Source organism: Azospirillum sp. (assembly GCF_050789165.1).
The window spans coordinates 82,173-104,001 of record NZ_JBOZRT010000047.1; the positions used below are offsets into that span (position 1 = coordinate 82,173).

The window sequence follows — 21,829 nt, forward strand, 5'->3', positions numbered from 1 at the left end:
ATCCCTTACCGGACGTCGCAACCTCCGGCTACCGCAACGGCCAGACAGTGCAACGGGGTGCGTGACCATGATCGCCCAGACCATCGAATCCGACCACGACGCGGGCAAGGAGGTCTTCGCCGTCGTCGGCAACGCCGCGCAGCCCGCCTGGGACGAGCGCGCGGGAGAGATGGAGGCGCTGGTCAAGCTGTGGGAGGTGCACGGCGTGATGCTGGAGCGCGCGGTGCTGCCGCGCCTCGACCCGGCGGCCGGCCTGGATGGCCTGCTGGACCTCAACCGCCGCGTCGCCGCGATGGCCGACGACCTTGCCGTGCGCGCCCGCCGGCGCCACGACGCGGACGGACGCTGGTTGACCGACTTCGAGGAACTGAAGCGGCTGTTCGACGAGCAGTGCCTGCGCGAGGACGCCGAGCTGGTGCCGCTGATCCGCGACCGCGCGGCGCCCGACGCTGTGGCGGAGATGACCCGGACCGCCCGCGCCCTGCGCCAGCCGCGGGCGGCCTGAGGCCTGGCCTTGGAATAACCCGGCGCCGCGTTACGTCCCTCTTCCAGGGCGCCCGGCCGGGTGCCCGGCAAAGGGAGGACTCAAAGATGCGCGTTCTGGCACTCGCCGCCATCCTGGCGACCGCGTTCGCAGCGCCGGCCTTCGCCAACAGCTGCCCCACCCACATGAAGAAGATCGATGAGGCGCTGGCCAAGAACCCGCAGATCTCGGCGCAGCAGATGACCGAGGTGAAGAAACTGCGCGCCGACGGCGAGGCCGCCCACAAGGCCGGCAAGCACGCCGACTCCGAGGCCATGCTGATGAAGGCCGAGGGAATGCTCGGCGTGAAGTGACCGTACGGTGTGCCCGTGCGGCGGAAGCGCCGCGCGGGCGCGTCCAAATCCACTGCTTTGGTTTAATGCTTCGGCTGCCAGTCTTCGCCGACCTTTTCATAGCGGCGCTTCACGGCGGCCCAGGCCACCTTGTGCGCGGTCGCCTCGCGCGATCCGGCGCGGCGGGCTTCCGGGCGGTCGTACTCCTGCCATGCGTTGTTGAAGGCTGACCGGTAGATGTCCTGCGCGTGCAGGGGCAGGTGGGCCTTCACCGACTCCGGCAGCTCCGTGTTCCGATGGTATGGCATCGGGTTTCCTCCAGGCCTTTTTTGTCGTTGCTCTTATATTACCCATTCCTGCTTGTAACGTGCAGTAGATCTTTCGCCGGGGGCCACCCCAGCCCCGCCACATCCTTTTGGCCGAGGCGTTGCGCCATCACGGTTCGCACCGCCTGAAGCGCCTGATCGGTCGGCACGTCCGGCTGGCCGTGCAGGTGCTCGCGCACCCGGTCGACCAGGGAGCCCCGGCCGGGTGCGGCGTCCGGATGCCAGCCGTCGAAGTACAGCCCGCGCAGCAGGGTGGGGAGCTGCGCGGCGAATCGGGCGGTGTCGGCGACGGTCAGCTGGTCGCGGATGGCGTGCAGCACGGCGCGTAGCGCCGCGTAGGCCTGACGCTCATGATCGAAGCCGCCGGCGCTCTGCACGTCGTGCAGCCACGCCTCGGTTTCCGCAACGGTGTGGGCGAACCGTTCGCCGGACATGCAAAACCCCTCCTCGGCGCATCCACGGAATGAACCGCGGAGGCCGGGGAGGGGTTCCGACGTCGAAGCAGCCTTGCCGCGACCGCCCTTACTGCGGCCGGCGGGCGGCGCGGTGGGCGGGGATCGGAATGGGGCGGGCCACCTGCTCGTCGCGGCGGCTCACCGACATGTCGATCTCGATGCGGGCGAGCACCTTGCGCAGGTCGTGCACGGCGTCCGACAGCGCCTGGATGCTGCCCTGGCCGGGCTGCTGGCGCCAGGTGCGGTAGGCGGCGAGGCAGCCGCGCGCGGTTTCGCGCAGCCGCGCCTCGGTCTCATCGACCGGCGGAGTCGGCTCTGGGCGGGCGCCGGCCGGGCGCGGCGCCGGGGCGGCGGCCGGAGCCTCGGAGGCGGACGTGGCCGCGGGGGCCGGAGCCGCGGTGGGGGCCGGAGCGGGCGCCGGAGTCGGGGCCGGGCGCGGTTCCTCGCGCTTCAGCTCCAGGCGGGTCTTCGGCGGGTCGGCGGGACGGGGCGCCTCGACCGGCTTGGCGGCGGCGGGAGCGGCCTCGGCGACGGGGGCAGGGGCAGCCGGGCGCGGCGCCTCAGCTGCGGCTGCGGCGCGGCGCGGCGCACGCGCCGGGGCCGGCGTCTCAGCGACGGGAGCGGGCGCCGGGGCGGCGGCCGGAGCCTCGGCCGCCGGCGGTGCGGCGTCGGCGGGCGTGTCGGCCGTGGGGGCGTCACCGGAGAGCGCGCCGCTCGCCTCGGCCTTGCGCACGATGTACGAGATGGCGCTCGGCGTGCATTCGAACTCCCGCGCGATCGCCGACAGCGTGGCCCCGGCGCGGTAGCGCTCCAGGATCTGCGGCCACGCCGACTGCGGAATCCGTCCGCGGCGCTTCGGGGAGTCCTGTTCGCCACCTTCGGCACCGGCTTCGGTGCTGATGTCGCTCGGCTGCCAGAGTGTATTCTGCGTCATTCCTGAGATGCTCGTACAGGTTCGCGCACAACCAAACGGGGCGCCACACCAAATTGGTGGCTTCGTTCGGGCGTTCAGATTGATGGACGATGATTGTCTATGGGGATCAATATCGGCGACCGGTCCGGAAAATACCAGCATAACTTTGCGCGGCAAAGCCTTTTCGCGGCACTACGCCGGCCACCCGATCCGCCGGACCGCCTAGGCCCGCCGGGCGGCGGTGCGGTTTGAAAGGATAGGTTTGCCTTTTAAAAAGTACCGCAGGAGTGGTTTGCCTTTCAAACCGCCCTTCATCTTGGAAACGCCGAGGCTCCGCCGCTGTTTTGCAAAACGACGGCGGTGCCCGCGGTGGGCGCGCCGGTGCCGCTCCACGGACGGAGACGCCCCATGCTCGACTCCCTCGCCCCCGCCGCGCGCCTGACGCGGTTCGCGACAGCCGCAGTCCTGGCCAGTGCGCTGGCGCTGCCGGTGGCGGCGCAGGAACCGGCGCAACCTGCAGATGCGCCGGTTGTGCGGTCGGCCCCCATGACCTTCGCGCCGCTGGCCAAGACCCAGCTGCAGACGGTGGTGAACATCTCCACCACCCAGCCGGCGCCCGGCGGCGGCGGCGGACAACGCCTGCCCGACATGCCGAGCTTCCCGCCGGGTTCTCCGTTCAACGAGTTCTTCAAGGAATTCCGCGACCGCCAGCAGCAGCAACAGCAGAAGCCGGCAACCGCGCTCGGCTCCGGCTTCATCATCGACGCGGCCGGATTCGTCGCCACCAACCACCACGTGGTGGCCGACGCGTCCGAGATCGCCGTCATCCTGCACGACGGCACGCGGCTGGCGGCAAAGCTGGTCGGCTCCGACCCGCTGACCGACCTCGCGGTGCTGAAGGTGGAGCCGAAGCAGCCGCTGCCCGCCACCCGCTGGGGCGACAGCGACAAGATGGAGGTCGGCGACTGGGTGGTCGCCATCGGCAACCCGTTCGGGCTGGGCGGCTCGGTCACCGCCGGCATCCTGTCGGCCCGCCAGCGCGACATCCACCAGGGGCCGTACGACGACTACATCCAGACCGATGCCGCCATCAACCGGGGCAACTCCGGCGGGCCGCTCTACAACCTCGATGGCGAGGTGATCGGCATCAACACGGCGATCTACTCGCCGACCGGCGGCAGCGTCGGCATCGGCTTCGCCATTCCCTCGGCGCTGGCCCGGCCGCTGATCGAGCAGTTGAAGGAGCGCGGCGAGGTGCGGCGCGGCTGGCTTGGCGTGCAGATCCAGCAGGTCAGCGAGGAACTCGCCGAAAGCCTGAGCGTCTCCGAGCAGAAGGGCGCCCTGGTCACCAGCGTCACCCCCGGCGGCCCGGCCGAGAAGGCCGGCATCAAGCAGGGTGACGTGATCCTCACCTTCGCCGGCCGCGACATCGAAAAGATGCGCCAGCTCCCCCGTGTCGTCGCCGCGACCGAGCCGGGCAAGCCGGTGGACGTCAAACTGATGCGCGAGGGCAAGGAGCAGTCCATCAAGGTCACCGTCGGCGAGATGGAGCCGGAGACGCAGATGGCCGCCGCCGGGTCCAGCGGGCCGACGCCGCCGCGCGGCTCGGTGAAGTCGGAGAAGGCGCTCGGCCTCACGCTGGCGCCGATGACGCCGGACCTGCGCGAGACCTTCGAACTGGACGCCGACGCCGAGGGCGTGGTGGTTGCCGAGGTGTCGGAGAACAGCGCGGCGTCCGCCCGTGGCATCGAGGTCGGCGACGTCATCGTCGAGATCGGCCAGGAGCCGGTGAAGAAGCCGGAGGACGTGCTGTCCAAGATCAAGTCGGCGCGCGAGCAGGGGCGCAAGACCGTGCTGATGCTGGTCAGCCGGCACGGCGACCTGCGTTACGTGCCGGTGCCGATCGAGGGGCGGGGTTAGGCGATCGGGCGCCCACCCCGTAATCCACGTCGTGGGCGCCTGTAAACACAGAGACACGGAGACACAGAGGGCCACAGAGAAAAACAAATCTCTGTGTCTCTGTGTCTCCGTGGTTCATGCTGGCCGCGCCGAGGATGTCCTCTCTGCACAGCGATTCACTTGCCAGCCACCGTCTGCGCGAACCGCACGATCCGCCGGCCGCCTTCCGTCAGCACCGCGTCCGGCTGGGTCAGCGAGATGCGCAGGTGGCCGGCGGCGCTGGGGCCGAAACCGTCGGCGGGCAGAACCGCCACGCCCTCCGCCTCCAGCAGGCCGAAGGCGAAGGCTTCGGAACTCATGCCGGTGCCGCGCACGTCGAGCAGCACGAACATGCCGCCCTCCGGCGGCGCGATGCGGCAGTTCGGGGCGTCCTTCAGCAGGCCGCTCATCAGCGTGGCGCGGCGGGCGTAGTCGGCGCGCAGCGCCGCGACCTCCGGCGGGTCCGATGTGAGCGCCGCCAGCGCGCCGTCCTGGATGAACGGCGGGCCGCCGTACAGCATGCAGAGCAGCAGGTTGAACAGGTGCTTCGCCATCGGCTCCGGGCAGACGATCCAGCCGAAGCGCAGCCCCGGCGCCGCGTGCGACTTGGACAGGCTGGAGATCACCACGCTGCGCTCCGCCATGTCCGGCAGCGCCCACGGGCTGGTGTGCGCGCCGGTGAAGGCGAGGTCGGCGTACACCTCGTCCGACAGCACCCACAGGTCGTGCCGGCGGGCGAGGGCGGCCACCGCCTCCACCTCGGCGCGGGTCATCACGGCGCCGGTCGGGTTGTGCGGGGTGTTGATCCACAGCACGCGGGTCGCCGGGGTGATCGCCGCCTCCAGCGCCGCGAGGTCGATGTGGAAGCCGGCTTCCGGCCGCAGCGGCACATTGACCAGCTTGGCGCCGGTCGCCCCAGCCACCGCCTCGTAGGTGGCGTACATCGGCTCCGGCACCACGATCTCGTCGCCGGGCCCGGCGAGGCATTGCAGCGCGCAGTACAGGCCGGCCTGGGCGCCGGGCACCAGCACCACGTTGTCGGCGGTGCAGGGCCGGCCTGTGCGGGCGGCGTGCTTCGCCGCCACCGCGGCGCGCACCTCGGGATAGCCGACGATGGGGGAATAGCCGGTGCGGCCGCGCCGCAGCGACTCCGCCGTGGCGTCGAGCAGCACGGCCGGCGGCGGCTGGTCGGGGTCGCCGACGGTCAGCAGGATCAGCTCGCGCCCCTCGGCGCGCTGGCGCGTCGCTTCCCAATGGATGCGCCAGGCGTCGGCGCCCTTGCCGGCGACACGGTCGACGAGCGGTGAGAAACGCACGGCACTCTCCCTGAGATCAATTTTCACAAGGTCCTAGCGCCGATCCACCGAAAGGCGCAAGCCGGCGTTAGCGCATACGTCACCATACAGTTCTGTATTGAAGGAGGCGCCGCGGCTGCGCTACCGTTCGCACGCACATCCGCGGGAGCCGCCATCGTGTCCGCCTTCCTGTCCATGGACCGCTATTCGCTGTTCCGCCTGCTGCGCGAGGGGCTGGGCGGCCACACCGGCTGGACGCCGGCGTGGCGCGCGCCGGAACCGAAGCCCGAGTACGACGTGGTGATTGTCGGTGGCGGCGGGCATGGACTCGCCACCGCCTACTACCTCGCCAAGGAGCACGGGGTGGGGCGCGTCGCGGTGCTGGAGAAGGGCTGGCTCGGCGGCGGCAACACGGGGCGCAACACGCAGATCGTGCGGTCCAACTACCTCTACCCGGAGAGCGCGGCGTTCTACGAGCTGTCGCTGAAGCTCTACGAGGGGCTGTCGAAGGACCTGAACTTCAACGTCATGTTCAGCCAGCGCGGCATCGTCACGCTGGCGCACAGCCGGCACGACCTGGACTCGGTGGCGCGCTGGGCCAACGCGATGATCGTCAACGGCATCGACGCCGAAATCCTGACGCGCGATCAGGTGCGCGCCCTGATCCCGGCAATGAACTGGGGACCGGACGCGCGCTACCCGGTGCTCGGCGGCTTCATCCAGCGCCGCGCCGGCATGGCCCGGCACGACGCGGTCGCCTGGGGCTACGCGCGGGCGGCGGACGCGCGCGGCGTCGACATCATCCAGAACTGCGAGGTGACCGGCTTCCTGCGCGACGGCGCCGGGCGGATCACCGGGGTCGAGACCTCGCGGGGCACCATCCGGGCCGGGCGCGTCGGGCTGGCGGTCGCCGGGCATTCCGGCGTGCTGGCGGCGATGGCCGGGTTCCGCCTGCCGATCGTCAGCTACGCCCTGCAGGCCATGGTGTCGGAGCCGATCAAGCCGGTGCTCGACACCGTTGTCCTGTCGCCCTCCACCGGCGTGTACGTCAGCCAGTCGCCGAAGGGCGAGATGGTGGTCGGCGGCGCGCTCGACCTGTTCCCCAGCTACGCCCAGCGCGGCAGCTTCCGCACCACCGAGGACGTGGTCGCCGGCTTCTGCGAGATGTTCCCGAGCCTGCGCCGCCTGCGGCTGATGCGACAGTGGGCGGGCATCACCGACGTGGTGCACGACTCCAGCCCGATCATCGGTCCCTCGCCGGTGGATGGCCTGTACCTGAACTGCGGTTGGGGCACCGGCGGCTTCAAGGCGATCCCGGCCGGCGGCTTCACCTTTGCGCACCTGCTGGCGACCGGCGCGCCGCACCCGCTCACCACCGGCTTCGGCCTGGACCGCTTCCACACCGGCCGCATGATCGACGAGGCCGCGGCGGCCGGCATCGCGCACTGAAGGAACGCACCCGATGATGCAGATCCCCTGTCCCTGGTGCGGCCCGCGCGACGAGGCGGAGTTCCTCTGCGGCGGCCAGACCCACATCGCGCGGCCGGGCCTCGATGCCTCGGACGGCGAGTGGGGGCGTTACCTGTTCGAGCGCGACAACCCCAAGGGCCTGCACTTCGAGCGCTGGCTGCACCGCATGGGCTGCCAGCAATGGTTCAACCTCGCCCGCGACACCGTCACCCACGAGATCAAGGCGGTCTACAGGATGACCGAGCCGAAGCCCGAGGTGCGGGAATGAGCCCCTTCCGTCGACTGGCCGCGGGCGGCCGCATCGACCGCGCCGACGAGCGCCACCTCACTTTCAACGGCCGCGCCTACACGGGCTTCGGCGGCGACACGCTGGCCTCGGCGCTGCTGGCCGGCGGCGCCACGGTGGTCGGGCGCAGCTTCAAGCTGCACCGCCCGCGCGCCATCATGGCGGCCGGCGTCGAGGAGCCGAACGCCATCGTCACCGTCGGCCGCGGCGCCTACGAGGAGCCGAACCTCAAGGCGACGCTGGTCGAGGTCTATGACGGGCTGGAGGCGCGCAGCGTCAACGCCTGGCCTTCGGCCGAGTTCGACCTGACCGGCGTCGCCGGCCGCCTGTTCGGCCGCTTCCTGCCCGGCGGCTTCTATTACAAGACGTTCCTGTGGCCGCGCTGGCAGACGTGGGAGCCCTTCGTCCGCCGCGCCGCCGGCCTGGGCGAGGCTCCCGCCGAACCCGATCCCGAGACCTACGAGCCGTTCCACGCGCACTGCGACGTGCTGGTGGTCGGCGGCGGCCCGGCGGGGCTGGGCGCCGCGCTGGCCGCCGGGCGCGCCGGCGCGCGGGTGATCCTGGCCGAGATGGACCATGCGTTCGGCGGCGCGCTGCTGGGCGAGGACGCGGAGATCGGCGGGCGGGACGCAGGGTCCTGGGTGGCGGCCGCGCTGGCCGAGCTGGCGTCCATGCCCGACGTGACGCTGCTGCCGCGCACCACGGTGTTCGGCGCCTACGACCATGGCTTCTTCGCGGCGGCCGAGCGGCTGCAGGACCATCTGGCGCCGCGCGTCCGGCGCGGACCGCGGCAGCGGCTGTGGAAGATCCGCGCCCGCCAGGCTGTCTATGCCCAGGGCGCCATCGAGCGGCCGGTGGCCTTCGCCGACAACGACCGGCCGGGCGTCATGCTGTCCGGCGCCGTGCGGACCTACGCCAACCGCTTCGCGGTGGCGCCGGCCGGCCGCGTGGTGGTGTTCACCGCCACCGACGGCGGCTACGCCACCGCGCTGGATCTGGTGCGGCACGGCTGCACGGTCGCGGCCATCGTCGACTCCCGTCCGCAGGCCGACGGACCGCTGGTGCAGCGGGCGCGCCGGCAGGGACTGCGCATCCACGCCGGGGCGCTGGTCGGCGCCACGCGGGGGCGCGGCTGGATCGGCTCGGTGGACATCGTGCCGGCCTCGGGGCACGGGCACGCGGAACGGCTGCCCTGCGACCTGCTGGCGGTGTCCGGCGGCTGGACCCCCACCGTGCACCTGTGGGCGCAGTCCGGCGGAAAACTCGACTGGAGCGACGAGGCCGTCGCGTTCCTGGCCGGCGCCGGTCCGGCGCACCTGCACCCGGCGGGCGGGCCGACCACCGCCGCGGCGCTGGCCTCCGGCTTCGTCGCGGGCGTCCGTGCGGCGCGGGCGGCGGGGCTGGACGGCGCGGTGGGCGAGGCGCCGCACGCGGAGTCCGTCGAGCATGGCCGCCCGGCCGCGCTGTGGCAGGTGCCGGGACCGGGCAAGGCGTGGGTGGATTTCCAGAACGACGTGACCACCGCCGACATCGCGCTGGCTGCCCGCGAGAATTACCGCTCGGTCGAGCATCTGAAGCGCTACACCACGCTCGGCATGGCGGTGGACCAGGGCAAGACCTCCAACGTGGTGGCGCTGGCCTTGATGGGGCGGGAGACCGGGCGCGCGCCGGCCGAGGTCGGCACCACCCGCTACCGCCCGCCGTTCGATCCGGTCAGCTTCGGCGCCATCGCCGGCCTGAACCGCAACGCGCTGTACCGCCCACGCCTGCGCCTGCCGGCCGAGGCGGTGCACGTCGGCCTGAAGGCCCACTTCGCCGATTTCGGCCCCTGGTGGCGCCCCGAGTTCTACCCGCGCGACGGCGAGAGCGACGAGGCCGCCATCCGCCGCGAGGTGCTGGCGACGCGCGAGGCGGTGTCGGTGCTCGACGCCTCGCCGCTCGGCAAGATCGAGGTGAGCGGGCGCGATGCCGGTACCTTCCTCGACCGCATGTATGTGCAGACCGTCTCGACCATCCCGGTGGGGAAGACGCGCTACGTGGTGATGGCCAGCGAGCACGGGGTGGTCACCGACGACGGCGTCATCACCCGCCTCGCCGAGGACCGCTTCCTGGTCGGCACCACCAGCGGCAACGCCGCCCGCGTGCCGCTGATCTTCGAGGAGTGGCTGCAGTGCGAGTGGCCGGACCTCGACGTCTGGGTGGTGCCGGTGACCGAGCAGTGGGCGGTGATGACGTTGGCCGGCCCGAGGGCGCGCGACGTGCTGCGCGCGCTTGGCACCGACATCGACCTCACGGCGGACGCGTTCCCGCATTTGGCCTACCGCGAGGGCACAGTCGCCGGTCTCACGGCCCGCGTCGCGCGGGTGAGCTTCACCGGTGAACTGAGCTACGAAATCTCCGTGCACGCCCGCCACGCCGAGGCGTTCCTGCGCCGCATCCTGGAGGCGGGCGCGCCGTACGGCATCACGCCGCTCGGCGTGGAATCGCTGCTGGTGCTGCGGCTGGAGAAGGGCTTCATCCACGTCGGCGTCGATACGGACGGCACCACGCTGCCGGACGACATCGGCATGGCGAAGGGTGTCGCGAAGAAGGCCAGCGACTTCGCCGGCCGCCGCTCGCTGAGCCGGCCGGCGGGCGTCGATCCGAACCGGCTGCAACTGGTCGGGCTGATGAGCGCCGACACCCATACCCCGCTGCCGACCGGCGCCCAGGTGCTGGGCGAGAACGGCAGCGACGGACACGTGACCTCCAGCGTGCTCAGCCCGACGCTCGGCCACCCCGTGGCGCTGGGCATGGTGCGCGCCGGGCGCGCGCGGATGGGCGAGAACGTCGATGTGCTGTCCGGCGGCACGCGCATCCGCGCCAAGCTGGTGCCACCTGCCTTCTACGACCCGAAGGGGGAGCGCCTCCATGGCTGACACCGTGCACCTGATGCCTCCCGCCGGCCGGATCGCGCTGCGCGGTCGCCCGAGCGACCGGGCGTTCGTCGACGCGGTGGTTTCCGTGTTGGGCGTGGCACCGCCGGAGCCGAACGTCGCGGTGCTCGGCGCGGTCAGCCTGTACTGGCTGCAACCGACCTCGTGGCTGGTGGAGTGCGCGCCTGGGGACACCGAAGCCCTGACCGCCCGGCTGTGCGAAGCGGTGCGCGATCGCGGCATGGCCGTGGACGTCAGCGACACCCGCGTCACCTTCAGGCTGAGCGGACCGGACGCGGTGACGCTGCTGAACAAGGGCTGCTCCCTGGACCTGCACCCGCGGGTGTTCCCGGTGGGCCGCTCGGCGCTGTGCGCTTTCGCGCAGCTGCACGCGCTGCTGGTCAAGACCAGTGACGCGCCGGTGTTCCAGCTCACCATCCCGCGTGGGGCGCAACGGCACTTTGAAGACTGGTTGGCGGCTGCATTCTGAGACCTCCCCCAGCCCCGCTGGGAGAGGGTTGGGTGGGGGCAACGGCGAGCACGAGAATCAACGCCTGCCGCCGGTGCCGCTGCCCCCACCTAACCTCCGCCGCCGGAGGCGGGGGAGGGACTGGGATGCTATCTCGGAATCGCCCGCCGCACGTCCCGCGCCGTCAGGTGGATGTTGGCGTCCGGGTCCAGCGCGCGGTCCATGATGCGGGTCTCCACCGCCTTCTCGAAGACCGGGCGGTTGGCGTGGAAGAAGGCGTCGGCCTCCTCGGGCGTCGGGCGGCGTTCCATCAGCGAGGTGAAGACGGCGCGCGGGACGAAGACCGTGCCCTCGTACTCGCCGACCTTCACGGTGAAGGTCAGCGTCGCGGTGGCGTCGTCCCACTGCGCCTCGTCGGGGAAGCTGAAGAGCGGCATCCCCGCAGCCTGTCACATGTCCAGCCCGACGTCCAGGTTGGGCGCCGAGTGGGTGATCCACCCCACCGAGATCATGTCCACCCCGGCCTCGGCGATCGGCCGCACCGTCTGCAGCGTCACGTTGCCCGACGCCTCGGTGATCATGCGGCCGGCCACCATGTCCACCGCGCGCCGGAGCGTCGCCGGATCCATGTTGTCGAGCAGCACGGCGTCGGCCTTCAGGGACAGCAGCTCGTCCAGTTGCGCCAGCGTATCGACCTCCACCTCGATCTTGACCATGTGGCCGACGGCGGCGCGGGCGCGCTCGACGGCGGGCCGGATGCCGCCCGCGATGGCGATGTGGTTGTCCTTGATGAGGATCGCGTCGTCGAGCCCGAAGCGGTGGTTCGCCCCGCCGCCCAGCCGCACCGCGTGCTTCTCCAGGGCGCGCAGGCCCGGCGTGGTCTTGCGGGTGCAGACGATGCGGGCGTTGGTGCCCTCCACGGCCTGGACCAGCGCCCGCGTCGCCGTGGCGATGCCCGACAGCCGGCCGAGCAGGTTGAGCGCCGTGCGCTCGCCGGTCAGCAGCGCGCGCGCCGTGCCGCGCACCGTGGCGATGGCGCCGCCGGCCCGCACGTCCCCACCGTCGGGCACCTCGACGCCAATCTCCACGGACGGGTCGAGGATGCGGAAGGCGGTCAGTGCGGCTTCCAGCCCGGCGACCCGTCCGTCCTTGCGGGCGGCGATCACCGCGGTGGCAATCGCGTCGGCCGGGACGATGGCGTCCGTCGTCAGGTCGCCGGCGCGGCCGAGGTCCTCCAGCAGCGCGTTGCGGACGATCGGCTCGAAGATCAGAGGGTTCGGCATGCGGTGTCTCCGGCGGGCTGCGCCCGGTCGAGGTCGGCAAGGGTGAAGGTGTAGCGTTCGGGCCGAACGGCCTCGCGCGGGAAGTCGAGGCGGCAGTGGGCGCCACGGCTCTCCTCGCGGCGCAGCGCGGCGTGCAGCACGAGGCGCCCGACCAGCAGCAGGTTGCGCGCCTCGCCCCAGCGGCGCACGGCGCCGCTGCCAACGCCGGCGTGCGGCGGCAGGGCGTCGAGGTCGGAGGCCAGCCGCTGCAGCCGCAGGGTGGCGGCGGTCAGGCCGTCGGCGTGGCGCACCAGTCCGGCGCCGGCGTAGAGCGCTCGCCGCGCGGCGCCGACGATCATCTCCACGAGCGGCGCCGCGGCGTCGCCCGGCACGGCGGGCGGTTCGGGCAGGGCGAAGGGAAGGGAGGGCGTCGTCGGCCGTTCCGCCACGTCGCGCGCCACGCGGGCGCCGAACACCAGCGTCTCCAGCAGCGAATTGCTGGCCAGCCGGTTGGCGCCGTGCACGCCGGTGCAGGCGACCTCGCCGCAGGCCCACAGGCCCTGGACGCTGGTGCGCCCGTGCGCATCCGTCCACACCCCGCCCATGTGGTAGTGCGCGGCGGGGGCGACCGGCACCGGCTGCGTCCACGGGTCGAAGCCGGCCTCCGCGCAGAAGCCCAGCACGGTGGGGAACCCGTCGGGCTTGGCGGCCAGAGCCGGGCGCAGGTCGAGGAACACCGGCTCCCCCGCCGCGACGCGGCGGCCGATGGCGCGGGCGACCACGTCGCGTGGGGCCAACTCGGCCAGCGGGTGCTCGTCCGGCATGAAGCGCCTGCCGTTCCGATCGAGCAGCAGGGCGCCGGCGCCGCGCAGCGCCTCGGTCAGCAGCGGCGCGGGGGCGTCGCCGTCGGTGGCGAGCGCGGTCGGGTGGAACTGCACGAACTCCACGTCCGACAGCCACGCCCCGGCGCGGGCGGCGAGCGCGAGGCCGTCGCCGGTCGCCTCCACCGGGTTGGTGGTGCGGGCGAAGGCCTGCCCGATGCCGCCGGTCGCCAGCACCACGCGCGGGCAGCGGTGCAGCACCCAACCCTCGGGATGGTGGGCGAGCGCGCCGCACACCCGCCCGTGCCGGACCACGAGGTCGGTGACGAACGCTTGCGCCTGCACGTCGATGGAGGGCGTGGCGCGCACCCGCTCGGCCAGCGCGGTGACCAGCGTGCGGCCGGTGGCGTCGCCGCCGGCGTGGACGATGCGGGCGGCGCTGTGCGCGGCCTCGCGGCCGAACAGCGGGCGTCCGGCGGCGTCGCGGTCGAAGGGCAGGCCGTCGGCCAGCAGCTCGGCGACGCGCGCGGCGCCCTCGCGGGCCAGCAGCGCCGCCATGGCGGCGTCCACCAGCCCCGCGCCGGCCGCGACGGTGTCGGTGGCGTGGCTCTTCGGGCTGTCGCCGGGTGCCAGCGCGGCGGCGATGCCGCCCTGTGCGTGGAGGCTGGAGCCGCCCGGCAGGTCGGCGGTCTTGGTCAGCAGGGTGACGGGGTGGGGCGCCAGCGTCAGCGCCACCGTCATTCCCGCCAGCCCGGAGCCGATGACCAGCACGTCGGAATCGCGCACGGTCAGCATGATGGGATCCTCACGCACGGGGTTTCGGCTGCACGGCGAGCATGCGCTCGACCGAGCGGCGGGCGCGGCCGGCGAGGTCCGCCGGGATCTCGACGCGCGGCTCCAGCGTCTGCAGGGACTCCAGGATGTTGGACAGCGTGATCCGCTTCATGTGCGGGCACAGGTTGCAGGGCCGCACGAACTCGACGTCGGAAAGGCTGGCGGCGATGTTGTCGCTCATCGAGCACTCGGTGACCATCAGCACCCGCGGGGGGCGGCGCTTCTCGACCATCTGGATCATGTGCGCGGTGGAGCCGACGAAGTCCGCGGCCTCCAGAACGTCCGGCGGACACTCTGGATGGGCGATGACGACGAGGTCGTCGAAGCGGCTTCGGAACTCGCGGATCTGATCACCGGTGAAGCGCTCGTGCACCTCGCAGTGCCCCTTCCAGGCGATCACCTCGACGCTGGTCTGCGAGGCGACATGCTTGGCCAGGTATTCGTCGGGCAGCATGATGACGCGCGGGGCGCCGAGGGATTCCACGACCTCCACCGCGTTGCCGGAGGTGCAGCAGATGTCCACCTCCGCCTTCACTTCGGCCGAAGTGTTGACGTAGGCGACCACCGGCACGCCGGGATAGGTCTGGCGAAGCAGCCGCACGTCGGCGGCGGTGATGGATTCGGCCAGCGAGCAGCCGGCGGCGGTGTCCGGGATCAGCACGATCTTGTCCGGATTCATCAGCTTCGCCGTCTCGGCCATGAAGTGGACGCCGGCCAGCACGATCACCTTGGCGTCGGTCGTCTCCGCCTGCCGGGCCAGGGCGAGGCTGTCGCCGACGATGTCGGCCACGCCGTGGAAGATCTCCGGCGTCTGGTAGTTGTGCGCCAGGATGACGGCGTCGCGCTCGCGCTTCAGCTGGTTGATGGCGTGCACCAGCGGAGCATGGAACGGCCACTCGACGGCGGGGATCACGCGCTTCAGCCGCTCATAGACCGGCGCGGTCGCCGCCGCGATCTCGGGCGTGTACTCCAGGCGCAGGGCGGTGGGCGTGATCGCGTCCATGGCTTATGCTCGTGGTGAGTGGAAACTATAATTCTCATGATGAGTATAAATGACGGGTGAGTCAAGCCTATCCCTCCCCCAGCCCCGCTAGGGGAGGGCTTTGCGTCCTCACCCCTCGGGGATCGCCCGGGCGCTGGTGCGTTCGTGGATCGCTTGGCGGCGGAAGCGGAACAGCTCCGCGGGGCGGCCGCCGGTCTGGCTCTCGAAGGCGCCGGTCGGCTCGACGAAGCCGCCGGAGATCATCAGGCGGCGGAAGTTCTGCTTGTGCAGCCGCGTGCCCGACAGGGCCTCGACCACCAGCTGCAGCTGGTTGAGAGTGAAGGTCGGCGGCAGCAGCTCGAAGACGATGGGGCGGTACTTCAGCTTGCCGCGCAGCCGTTCCAGAGCCGTCGCCAAGATGCGCCGCCCGTCGCGCGCCATCGGTCGGCCGAGCGCGCGGGGCATATCGCGCCGCACCCCCGGGTCTATGCCGCTCGGCTCGATGCCGGCGAGCCGTTCCAGCTCGCCGTCGCGGAACGCCTCGACCACCAGCCCGGCTTCGTAGAGCAGCTCGTAGCGTTCCAGCACGCGCTCGGAGTCCCAGTCATCGCCGTCCAGCGCGAAGGCGAGCCGGGCGCGCTCCTGCCGGCGGTCACGTTCGATCTCGCCGGCGGCGGCCTGGACCCAGCGGCGCAGCGCCGGCAGGACGATGGCGTCGAGCAGCGCCGGGCGCTCGTCGCGCCAGTCCTCCCAGGGGAAGTAGTCGTAGAGGTCGCGCCACTCCGCCGCCTCGGTTTCGCCGCCGGCCGGCGCGTCGCGCACCAGCGCCAGATAGCCGACGGTGACCGAGCGCGGGCCGCCGAACAGCTCGTGCGGGTCGCGATGGCGGTCGCCGAAGGTGTAGAGCTGCTCGACGTAGCGCAGCGACAGCCCGGACAGTTCCTCGGCCACGGCGCGCAGGCCTTCCTGGAGGGTGCGGAAGCGTTGCGGGTTGAAGGCGGCGCCGGGCAGCGCGTCGCGCGGCGGCGGCAGCATGTCGCCGCGGCGGAAGGCGGGCGGCACCTCGAAGGCGCTGCGTACGGTGACCACGCGCGGCGTCGATCCGGCCACCGCCACGATCACCGCCGTTACGCCCAACTGGCTCCCCTCGGTCACGCGCCGCCCCGTCCCGTTGCACCGTCGGGAGAATAGACGGGCCAGCCGGCGAGGGCTAGAGTTGGCCCATGACGCCGAAGGAACGCAGCGCCCTCATTTTCCTCGCCAAGCATCTCGCCGCCGGCGTGACGGCGGGACTGGTGTTCTGCGCCGCGATGCTGGGGTTCGACGTGGGCAGTCTGCGCACGCTGCTGGTGGCGGCGGACTCGGTGGGGATCGGGCTCTATCTGTTCATCGGCTCGATCTGCATCACCTTCGGCAGCGTCGCCATGGGTGTGGGCATCATGGGCCTGGGCGACCACCGCGACCATCCCGACCGCGAATATTAATCCTCGCTGGCCACCGTGCCGCACACGGTGAGCAGCGTCGTGCACCCGACGACGATGGTCAGCGGGTCGGTGTCGAGCAGCGGCAGCACCTGCCCGGCCAGCCCGAGGTCAACGGTGCCGACGAGGAAGGCGACGGCGAGACGCGGCAGTCCCACGGCCGCACAGACGACGGCCAGCCACGCCATGCCAAGGCAGATGAGTGTCGCGGCGTTCATGCCTATGACATTAATCGACAAGCGCGGAAGGCGAGGGAGCGCAAACGGCAAGAGGCGGCTCTCCGGTGGTGCCACTCTCCGCGCGGTTGCTCAGCGGATGGAGAGCAGCCGGTCGATGCGCCGCAGGTCGGGGAAGCGCCACGCCCACAGCGCCGCCACCACGATGGAGCCGACCCCGCCCAGCACCACCGCCGGCACCGCCCCGAACCACGCCGCGGTGACGCCGGATTCGAACGCGCCCAGCTGGTTGGAGGCGCCGATGAACAGCCCCGACACCGCGCCGACCCGCCCGCGCATCTGGTCGGGCGTGGCGAGCTGGATGAGCGTCTGCCGGATGAACACGCTGACCTCGTCCGCCGCGCCCAGTAGGAACAGGGCCACGCCGGACAGCGCGGCGTCGGTGGACAGGCCGAACAGCACCGTTCCGGCGCCGAAGGCGGCGACGGCGCCCAGCAGGTGCCAGCCGGCGTGCCGCTTCATCGACCAGCGCGCCAGCGCCACCGCGGTCAGCAGCGCGCCCAGCGCCGGGGCGCTGCGCAGCAGGCCGAGGCCCCAGGGGCCGACGAACAGGATGTCCTTGGCGTAGACCGGCAGCAACGCCGTCGCCCCGCCCAGCATCACCGCTACCATGTCCAGCGAGATGGCGCCGAGGATCGCCGGCCGGCTGCCGATGAAGCGCACCCCGGCGAGCAGCGAACTCCAGGACACGCCGCGTGCCGACAGCGCCACCGGCCGCGGCCGCAACGCCGCCACCAGCAGGATGGCAACCGACAGCAGCGCCGTCGCCGTGCCGTACACCACCGCCGGCCCGGCGAGGTAGAGCAGCCCGCCCAGGGCCGGCCCACCGATGGTCGCCGTCTGCATGGCGGTGGAGTTCCAGGCGATGGCGTTCGGCAGGTCCTCGGCCGGCACCACGGCGGAGATCAGCGCGCTCAGCGCCGGCCCGGCGAACGCCTTGGCCAGCCCGATGGCGAACACCACGGCGAAGATCAGCCCCGGCGTCGCCGCGCCGGCGGCGGTCAGCGCGAACAGCGCGCCGACGGCGGCGGTCTGCAGCGCCAGGGCGCAGGCCAGGATGCGGCGGCGGTCGAAGCTGTCCACCACCTGCCCGGCGATCAGCGACAGCACCAGCGTCGGCAGGAACTGGAACAGCCCGACCAGGCCGAGGTCGAGCGGGTCGCCGGTCAGCCCGTACATCTGCCAGCCGACGGCGACCGCCTGCATCTGCTCGGCCAGCCAGGAGCCGAGCCGGGCGGACCAGAACAGCGCGTACGACCGGTGCCGGAACGCGGAGCGGAAGGCGGGGGCTTTGGTGGAGGACACGGTCACGACGGCGCACGGGCGGCAAGGGCGCCGACCATGTCAGAGCCACGGCGGCCCGTCGAGGGGGCGCACGCGCAGGGGTAGTATGCGCGCGCTCAGCCAGCCGCGCCCGTCCGCTGCTCGCTCCAGCGCGCCGAGGCCTCGGCCAGGAAGGCGCCGAGCGCCCGGTCGGAGCCCTGGATGTGCCGGCTGATCCAGGTGCGGATGAAGGTCAGCGCGTGCTGCTCGAACGCGTCCTCGTCCTCGGCGCAGTCCAGTTCGGCCTTCAGTTCGGCCAGCTCTCGGCGGAAGCCGGCGTGCTCGCCGCCATGCTCCCGGGCCTTGGGGTAGCGGCAGACGCGCATCAGCGCCTCCTCCATGCCGAAATGGTAGAAGGCGTAGGTGTCCAGCTCGTTCAGGAGCTTCCGCTTCTCCTCGCGGCCGCAGCCGGCGGCGAAGGCGCGCGCCGCGTCGTTGTAGAGGCCCACCAGGACCTGATGCTCGCCGTCCATCTCCGGCACACCGACGGACAGCCCGTCGTCCCAGATCAGGAGTTCGTAGTGGTCGATGCTCTCGGCCATGGCGCCCTCGGTCCAGCGTGATACGTGCCGTGACGCATTATGCTCCACTTGCCCGGGAAATGCCTGGGGTGCGTTGCCGCGCCCGCAGAAAGACGGACGGGCGCGCACCAGGGTGCACGCCCGTCCTCTCGTTCGCTCAACGATACCGGTTACTTGCCCGAACCGCCGCCGCCGGCTCCGCCCGAGCTGCCGGTGCCGCCGCCGCCGGCGCCGCCGGACGACCCCGCGCCGCCGCTCGCACCGCTGGAGCTGCCGCCGGGGCCGGTCGGGGTCGTGGCGCCGCCCGTCGAATGGCCCGGCGTGCCGGTCATCGAGCCGCCCGACGTGCCCGTGCTGTTGCCCGACGTGCCCATGCCGCTGCCCGACGACCCCATGCTGCCCGACGAGCTGCCCGACATTCCTCGGCAGCGCGGATCGGTGCTGCCGGCGGTGCAGTCGAGCGTCGAGGAGCTGCCGGTCGAGCCGGAGGGGCTGGTCATGGTGGTCCCGCCGCCGCTGGAGCCGACGCCAGAGCCGGTGCTGCCGGACGTGGACTGGGCGAACGCCGGGGCGCTGATCAGCGCCAGGGCCGAGACGGCCGCGAACATCGCGTGACGCATGGAAATCTCCCTTTCAGTCGATCACGTCCCACCGCCAACAGCCCCAGGCCGGAAAGGTGCCGGGCGCGGTGGACGCGCGGCCCTGCGCATCCGACATAGAGTCGAACGACGGGAGGAGGATGGGCGCATGCAGACCAGAGACGACACCGGGCTCCGCATCTGGGACATCAGCCCGGCCTTGCGGCCCGGCATCCCGGTGTGGCCCGGCGACACCGCGTACGAGGAGGTGCGGACCTGGGTGCTCGGCCCTGGCTGTCCGGTCAACGTCTCGCGCGTCACGCTGTCCACCCACACCGGCGCGCACGCCGACGCGCCGCTGCACTACGCCGCCGACGGCCGGCCGGCGGGGGAGCTGGACCTGTCCGTCTATCTCGGCCGCTGCCGGGTGGTGGACGTGCGCGGCTGCGAGGCGCGGGTGCCGGTGGACGCGCTGGAGGGCAAGCTGGACGGCGCACCGCCTCGGGTGATCCTCAAGACCTACACGCGCAACCCGGTGGAGCGCTGGGACGAGGACTTCACCGCCGTCCAGCCCGACGCGGTGGACCTGCTGGCGGTGCACGGCGTGCGGCTGATCGGCATCGACACGCCGTCGCTCGACCCGCAGGCCTTGAAGACCATGGATGCGCACAACCGCGTGCGCGCGCACGGCCTCGCCATCCTGGAAGGGCTGGTGCTCGACGACGTGGGGCCGGGCGACTACGAGCTGATCGCTCTGCCGCTGAAGCTCGCCACCCTGGACGCCGCGCCGGTGCGCGCCGTGCTGCGGGAGCTGCCGCGATGACGCGGGACGAGGTGGCATCCCTCGACGCCGCCGACCCGCTGGCCGGACGGCGGGAGCGGTTCGAACTGCCAGACGGCGTGATCTATCTGGACGGCAACTCGTTGGGCGCGCTGCCGCGGGAGACGCCGGGCCACGTCGAGCGCGTGCTGCGCGAGGAGTGGGGCAGGGGCTTGATCCGCTCCTGGAATGACGCCGGCTGGATCGACCTGCCGCAGCGCGTCGGCGACAAGATCGGCCGGCTGGTCGGCGCCGCGCCGGGGCAGGTCGTGGTGGCGGATTCCACCTCGATCAACCTGTTCAAGGCGCTCGCTGCGGCGGCGCGGATGCGGCCGGGGCGGCGCGTCGTGCTGTCGGAGCGCGGCAACTTCCCGACCGACCTCTACATCGTGCAGGGCCTGGCGGACCTCGCGGACGTCGACCTGCGCATGGTCGGGCGTGATGAGATCCCCTCCGCCATCGACGAGGGCACCGCGGTGGTGATGCTGACCCACGTCGATTACCGCACCGGTGCCGTGCACGACATGGCCGCGGTCACCCGCGCCGCGCACGACGCCGGGGCGCTGATGCTGTGGGACCTCGCGCACAGCGCCGGGGCGCTGCCGGTGGACCTCGACGGCTGCGGCGCCGACCTTGCGGTGGGTTGCGGCTACAAGTACCTGAACGGCGGGCCGGGCGCGCCGGCCTTCCTCTACGTCGCCGCGCGCCACCACGAGGCTTTCCGCCAGCCGCTGACCGGCTGGATGGGGCACGCCACGCCCTTCGCCTTCGGCGCGGCGTACGAGCCGGCGCCGGGCATCCGCCGCGCGCTGTGCGGCACGCCGGCCGTGCTCGCCATGGCGGCGCTGGAGGCCGGCGTGGACGAGATGCTGGCGGTGGACATGGCGGAACTGCGCCGCAAGAGCCTCGGCCTGACCCGCCTGTTCCGCGATCTGCTGGCGCGGGAGTGCGCCGGCTTCGGCCTGACGCCGGTCGGGCCGGAGGACCCGGAGCGCTGCGGCAGCCAGGTCTCCGTGGCGCATCCCCAGGGCTATGCGGTGATGCAGGCGCTGATCGGGCGCGGCGTGATCGGCGACTTCCGCGCGCCGGACATCATGCGCTTCGGCTTCGCGCCGCTCTACCTGCGCTACGCCGACGTTTGGGACGCCGTGCGAATCTTGAAGGACATCCTGACCACCGGGGCCTGGGACCGGCCCGAGTTCCACCGCCGCGCCGCGGTGACCTGAGGAGACACGCCATGCCCGACCAGACCAACCAGCACCACGGCGCCCACCTCGACTTCAGCCGGGACATGAGCTACGGCGACTATCTCGGCCTGGACCGGCTGCTGCACTCGCAGATGCCGTTGTCGGACAACCACAACGAGCTGCTGTTCATCATCCAGCACCAGACCACCGAGCTGTGGATGAAGCTCATCCTGCACGAGCTGGGCGCGGCCAAGGCGCACATCGCCGGCGGCGACCTGGGGCCGGCGTTCAAGATGCTGGCGCGGGTGGCGCGGGTGATGAACCAGCTGATCCAGGCGTGGGACGTGCTGTCCACCCTGACGCCCAGCGAGTACACGGCGTTCCGCGACAGCCTGGGCAAGGCGTCCGGCTTCCAGTCCTACCAGTACCGCACCATCGAGTTCATGCTGGGCAACAAGAACGCCGCCCTGGTGCAGCCGCACCGCCACCGCGAGGATTTGGCCGGCTTGCTGGACCGCGCGCTCAACTCCCCCAGCCTGTACGACGAGGCGATCCGCGCGCTGGTCCGCGCCGGGCTGCCGGTGGACGCCGCGTGCGTCGAGCGCGACTGGTCGCAGCCCTATCAGGCCAACGACAGCGTGCTGAAGGCGTGGCTGGAGGTCTACCGCGACCCGGACCACCACTGGAGCCTGTACGAGCTGGCCGAGAAGCTGGTCGACCTGGAGGACAACTTCCGCCAGTGGCGCTTCCGCCACGTCACCACGGTGGAGCGCGTCATCGGCCACAAGACTGGCACCGGCGGGACGGCCGGGGTGTCGTACCTGCGCAAGATGCTGGAGGTGCGCCTGTTCCCGGAACTGTGGGACGTACGGACGCACCTCTGAGCGTTGCGGCGTGCGCG

At 72.0% G+C, this 21,829-nt stretch carries 24 protein-coding genes; 12 read left to right on the top strand and 12 right to left on the bottom strand.

The window, feature by feature from the left end:
- The first annotated feature begins 67 nt into the window (after nucleotides 1-67).
- Nucleotides 68-505 (top strand): hemerythrin domain-containing protein, encoded by a 438-nt coding sequence (locus ACRWK7_RS10785; RefSeq protein WP_431856208.1) that lies wholly within the window; start codon nucleotides 68-70, stop codon nucleotides 503-505.
- 86 nt (nucleotides 506-591) lie between these two features.
- Nucleotides 592-837 (top strand): hypothetical protein, encoded by a 246-nt coding sequence (locus ACRWK7_RS10790; protein ID WP_431856209.1) that lies wholly within the window; start codon nucleotides 592-594, stop codon nucleotides 835-837.
- Nucleotides 838-899: 62 nt separating this feature from the next.
- On the opposite strand, the gene ACRWK7_RS10795 is transcribed toward ACRWK7_RS10790, so the two are convergent.
- The 3 genes from ACRWK7_RS10795 to ACRWK7_RS10805 form a co-directional block, all read right to left on the bottom strand.
- A complete protein-coding gene (locus ACRWK7_RS10795) occupies nucleotides 900-1,124 on the bottom strand; it encodes a ChaB family protein (protein ID WP_431856210.1) in 225 nt (74 codons plus the stop codon).
- Between the two features lie 38 nt (nucleotides 1,125-1,162).
- Nucleotides 1,163-1,576 carry a DUF2267 domain-containing protein gene (locus ACRWK7_RS10800; protein ID WP_431856211.1) on the bottom strand — a complete coding sequence of 138 codons (414 nt, stop codon included), beginning with the start codon at nucleotides 1,574-1,576 and terminating at the stop codon, nucleotides 1,163-1,165.
- An 88-nt stretch (nucleotides 1,577-1,664) separates the two neighbouring features.
- On the bottom strand, nucleotides 1,665-2,531 hold the full coding sequence (locus ACRWK7_RS10805) for a hypothetical protein (protein WP_431856212.1): 867 nt from the start codon (nucleotides 2,529-2,531) through the stop codon (nucleotides 1,665-1,667).
- Nucleotides 2,532-2,918: 387 nt separating this feature from the next.
- On the opposite strand from ACRWK7_RS10805, the gene ACRWK7_RS10810 reads away from it, so the two are divergent.
- Entirely contained in the window at nucleotides 2,919-4,430 is a 1,512-nt protein-coding gene (locus tag ACRWK7_RS10810; RefSeq protein WP_431856213.1) for a DegQ family serine endoprotease, read from the top strand.
- A gap of 155 nt (nucleotides 4,431-4,585) precedes the next feature.
- Here ACRWK7_RS10810 and ACRWK7_RS10815 read toward each other — a convergent pair whose 3' ends face one another.
- Nucleotides 4,586-5,764 (bottom strand): pyridoxal phosphate-dependent aminotransferase, encoded by a 1,179-nt coding sequence (locus ACRWK7_RS10815; protein WP_431856214.1) that lies wholly within the window; start codon nucleotides 5,762-5,764, stop codon nucleotides 4,586-4,588.
- Nucleotides 5,765-5,938: 174 nt separating this feature from the next.
- On the opposite strand from ACRWK7_RS10815, the gene ACRWK7_RS10820 reads away from it, so the two are divergent.
- From ACRWK7_RS10820 to ACRWK7_RS10835, 4 genes are read left to right on the top strand one after another with little or no spacing between them, the layout of a single operon-like run.
- Nucleotides 5,939-7,192: a sarcosine oxidase subunit beta family protein gene (locus ACRWK7_RS10820; RefSeq protein ID WP_431856273.1), complete on the top strand. Its 1,254-nt coding sequence runs from the start codon at nucleotides 5,939-5,941 to the stop codon at nucleotides 7,190-7,192.
- 13 nt (nucleotides 7,193-7,205) lie between these two features.
- Nucleotides 7,206-7,481 carry a sarcosine oxidase subunit delta gene (locus ACRWK7_RS10825; RefSeq protein WP_431856215.1) on the top strand — a complete coding sequence of 92 codons (276 nt, stop codon included), beginning with the start codon at nucleotides 7,206-7,208 and terminating at the stop codon, nucleotides 7,479-7,481.
- Nucleotides 7,478-10,417, top strand: coding sequence for a sarcosine oxidase subunit alpha family protein (locus tag ACRWK7_RS10830; protein ID WP_431856216.1), 2,940 nt, complete (start codon nucleotides 7,478-7,480; stop codon nucleotides 10,415-10,417). Before ACRWK7_RS10825 ends, ACRWK7_RS10830 begins: the two co-directional genes overlap by 4 nt.
- Entirely contained in the window at nucleotides 10,410-10,904 is a 495-nt protein-coding gene (locus ACRWK7_RS10835) for a sarcosine oxidase subunit gamma (RefSeq protein ID WP_431856217.1), read from the top strand. Before ACRWK7_RS10830 ends, ACRWK7_RS10835 begins: the two co-directional genes overlap by 8 nt.
- Nucleotides 10,905-11,032: 128 nt before the next feature.
- Here the strand turns inward: ACRWK7_RS10835 and ACRWK7_RS10840 are convergent, their stop codons facing one another.
- The 5 genes from ACRWK7_RS10840 to ACRWK7_RS10860 form a co-directional block, all read right to left on the bottom strand.
- Nucleotides 11,033-11,320 carry a DUF1488 family protein gene (locus tag ACRWK7_RS10840; RefSeq protein WP_431856218.1) on the bottom strand — a complete coding sequence of 96 codons (288 nt, stop codon included), beginning with the start codon at nucleotides 11,318-11,320 and terminating at the stop codon, nucleotides 11,033-11,035.
- A gap of 12 nt (nucleotides 11,321-11,332) precedes the next feature.
- Nucleotides 11,333-12,166: a carboxylating nicotinate-nucleotide diphosphorylase gene (gene nadC / locus ACRWK7_RS10845; RefSeq protein ID WP_431856219.1), complete on the bottom strand. Its 834-nt coding sequence runs from the start codon at nucleotides 12,164-12,166 to the stop codon at nucleotides 11,333-11,335.
- Complete coding sequence (locus ACRWK7_RS10850) at nucleotides 12,151-13,761, bottom strand: L-aspartate oxidase (RefSeq protein ID WP_431856220.1); 1,611 nt, start codon at nucleotides 13,759-13,761, stop codon at nucleotides 12,151-12,153. Before ACRWK7_RS10850 ends, nadC begins: the two co-directional genes overlap by 16 nt.
- A gap of 10 nt (nucleotides 13,762-13,771) precedes the next feature.
- Nucleotides 13,772-14,803: a quinolinate synthase NadA gene (gene nadA / locus ACRWK7_RS10855; protein ID WP_431856222.1), complete on the bottom strand. Its 1,032-nt coding sequence runs from the start codon at nucleotides 14,801-14,803 to the stop codon at nucleotides 13,772-13,774.
- Nucleotides 14,804-14,911: 108 nt separating this feature from the next.
- Nucleotides 14,912-15,937 carry an NUDIX hydrolase gene (locus tag ACRWK7_RS10860; protein WP_431856223.1) on the bottom strand — a complete coding sequence of 342 codons (1,026 nt, stop codon included), beginning with the start codon at nucleotides 15,935-15,937 and terminating at the stop codon, nucleotides 14,912-14,914.
- 68 nt (nucleotides 15,938-16,005) lie between these two features.
- On the opposite strand from ACRWK7_RS10860, the gene ACRWK7_RS10865 reads away from it, so the two are divergent.
- Nucleotides 16,006-16,266 carry a hypothetical protein gene (locus ACRWK7_RS10865; RefSeq protein WP_431856224.1) on the top strand — a complete coding sequence of 87 codons (261 nt, stop codon included), beginning with the start codon at nucleotides 16,006-16,008 and terminating at the stop codon, nucleotides 16,264-16,266.
- Here ACRWK7_RS10865 and ACRWK7_RS10870 read toward each other — a convergent pair.
- The 3 genes from ACRWK7_RS10870 to ACRWK7_RS10880 all read right to left on the bottom strand — a co-directional run bounded on the left by ACRWK7_RS10870 (nucleotide 16,263) and on the right by ACRWK7_RS10880 (nucleotide 18,364).
- Nucleotides 16,263-16,481: a hypothetical protein gene (locus ACRWK7_RS10870; RefSeq protein WP_431856225.1), complete on the bottom strand. Its 219-nt coding sequence runs from the start codon at nucleotides 16,479-16,481 to the stop codon at nucleotides 16,263-16,265. The two genes, ACRWK7_RS10865 and ACRWK7_RS10870, sit on opposite strands and share 4 nt — an antisense overlap.
- A gap of 90 nt (nucleotides 16,482-16,571) precedes the next feature.
- Nucleotides 16,572-17,810 (bottom strand): MFS transporter, encoded by a 1,239-nt coding sequence (locus tag ACRWK7_RS10875; protein WP_431856226.1) that lies wholly within the window; start codon nucleotides 17,808-17,810, stop codon nucleotides 16,572-16,574.
- An 89-nt stretch (nucleotides 17,811-17,899) separates the two neighbouring features.
- Entirely contained in the window at nucleotides 17,900-18,364 is a 465-nt protein-coding gene (locus ACRWK7_RS10880; protein ID WP_431856227.1) for a bacteriohemerythrin, read from the bottom strand.
- Nucleotides 18,365-18,517: 153 nt separating this feature from the next.
- Here ACRWK7_RS10880 and ACRWK7_RS10885 point away from each other — a divergent pair, with 153 nt between their 5' ends.
- From ACRWK7_RS10885 to kynA, 4 genes are all read left to right on the top strand, one after another.
- The gene (locus tag ACRWK7_RS10885) at nucleotides 18,518-18,958 is read left to right on the top strand and encodes a hypothetical protein (protein WP_431856228.1); all 441 of its coding nucleotides are present in this window, start codon (nucleotides 18,518-18,520) and stop codon (nucleotides 18,956-18,958) included.
- 132 nt (nucleotides 18,959-19,090) lie between these two features.
- Entirely contained in the window at nucleotides 19,091-19,744 is a 654-nt protein-coding gene (gene kynB / locus ACRWK7_RS10890; protein WP_431856229.1) for an arylformamidase, read from the top strand.
- Nucleotides 19,741-20,967: a kynureninase gene (kynU, locus tag ACRWK7_RS10895; protein ID WP_431856230.1), complete on the top strand. Its 1,227-nt coding sequence runs from the start codon at nucleotides 19,741-19,743 to the stop codon at nucleotides 20,965-20,967. The genes kynB and kynU overlap by 4 nt, the downstream gene beginning before the upstream one ends.
- Before the next feature lie 11 nt (nucleotides 20,968-20,978).
- Nucleotides 20,979-21,812 carry a tryptophan 2,3-dioxygenase gene (gene kynA / locus ACRWK7_RS10900; protein ID WP_431856231.1) on the top strand — a complete coding sequence of 278 codons (834 nt, stop codon included), beginning with the start codon at nucleotides 20,979-20,981 and terminating at the stop codon, nucleotides 21,810-21,812.
- Nucleotides 21,813-21,829 lie beyond the last annotated feature (17 nt).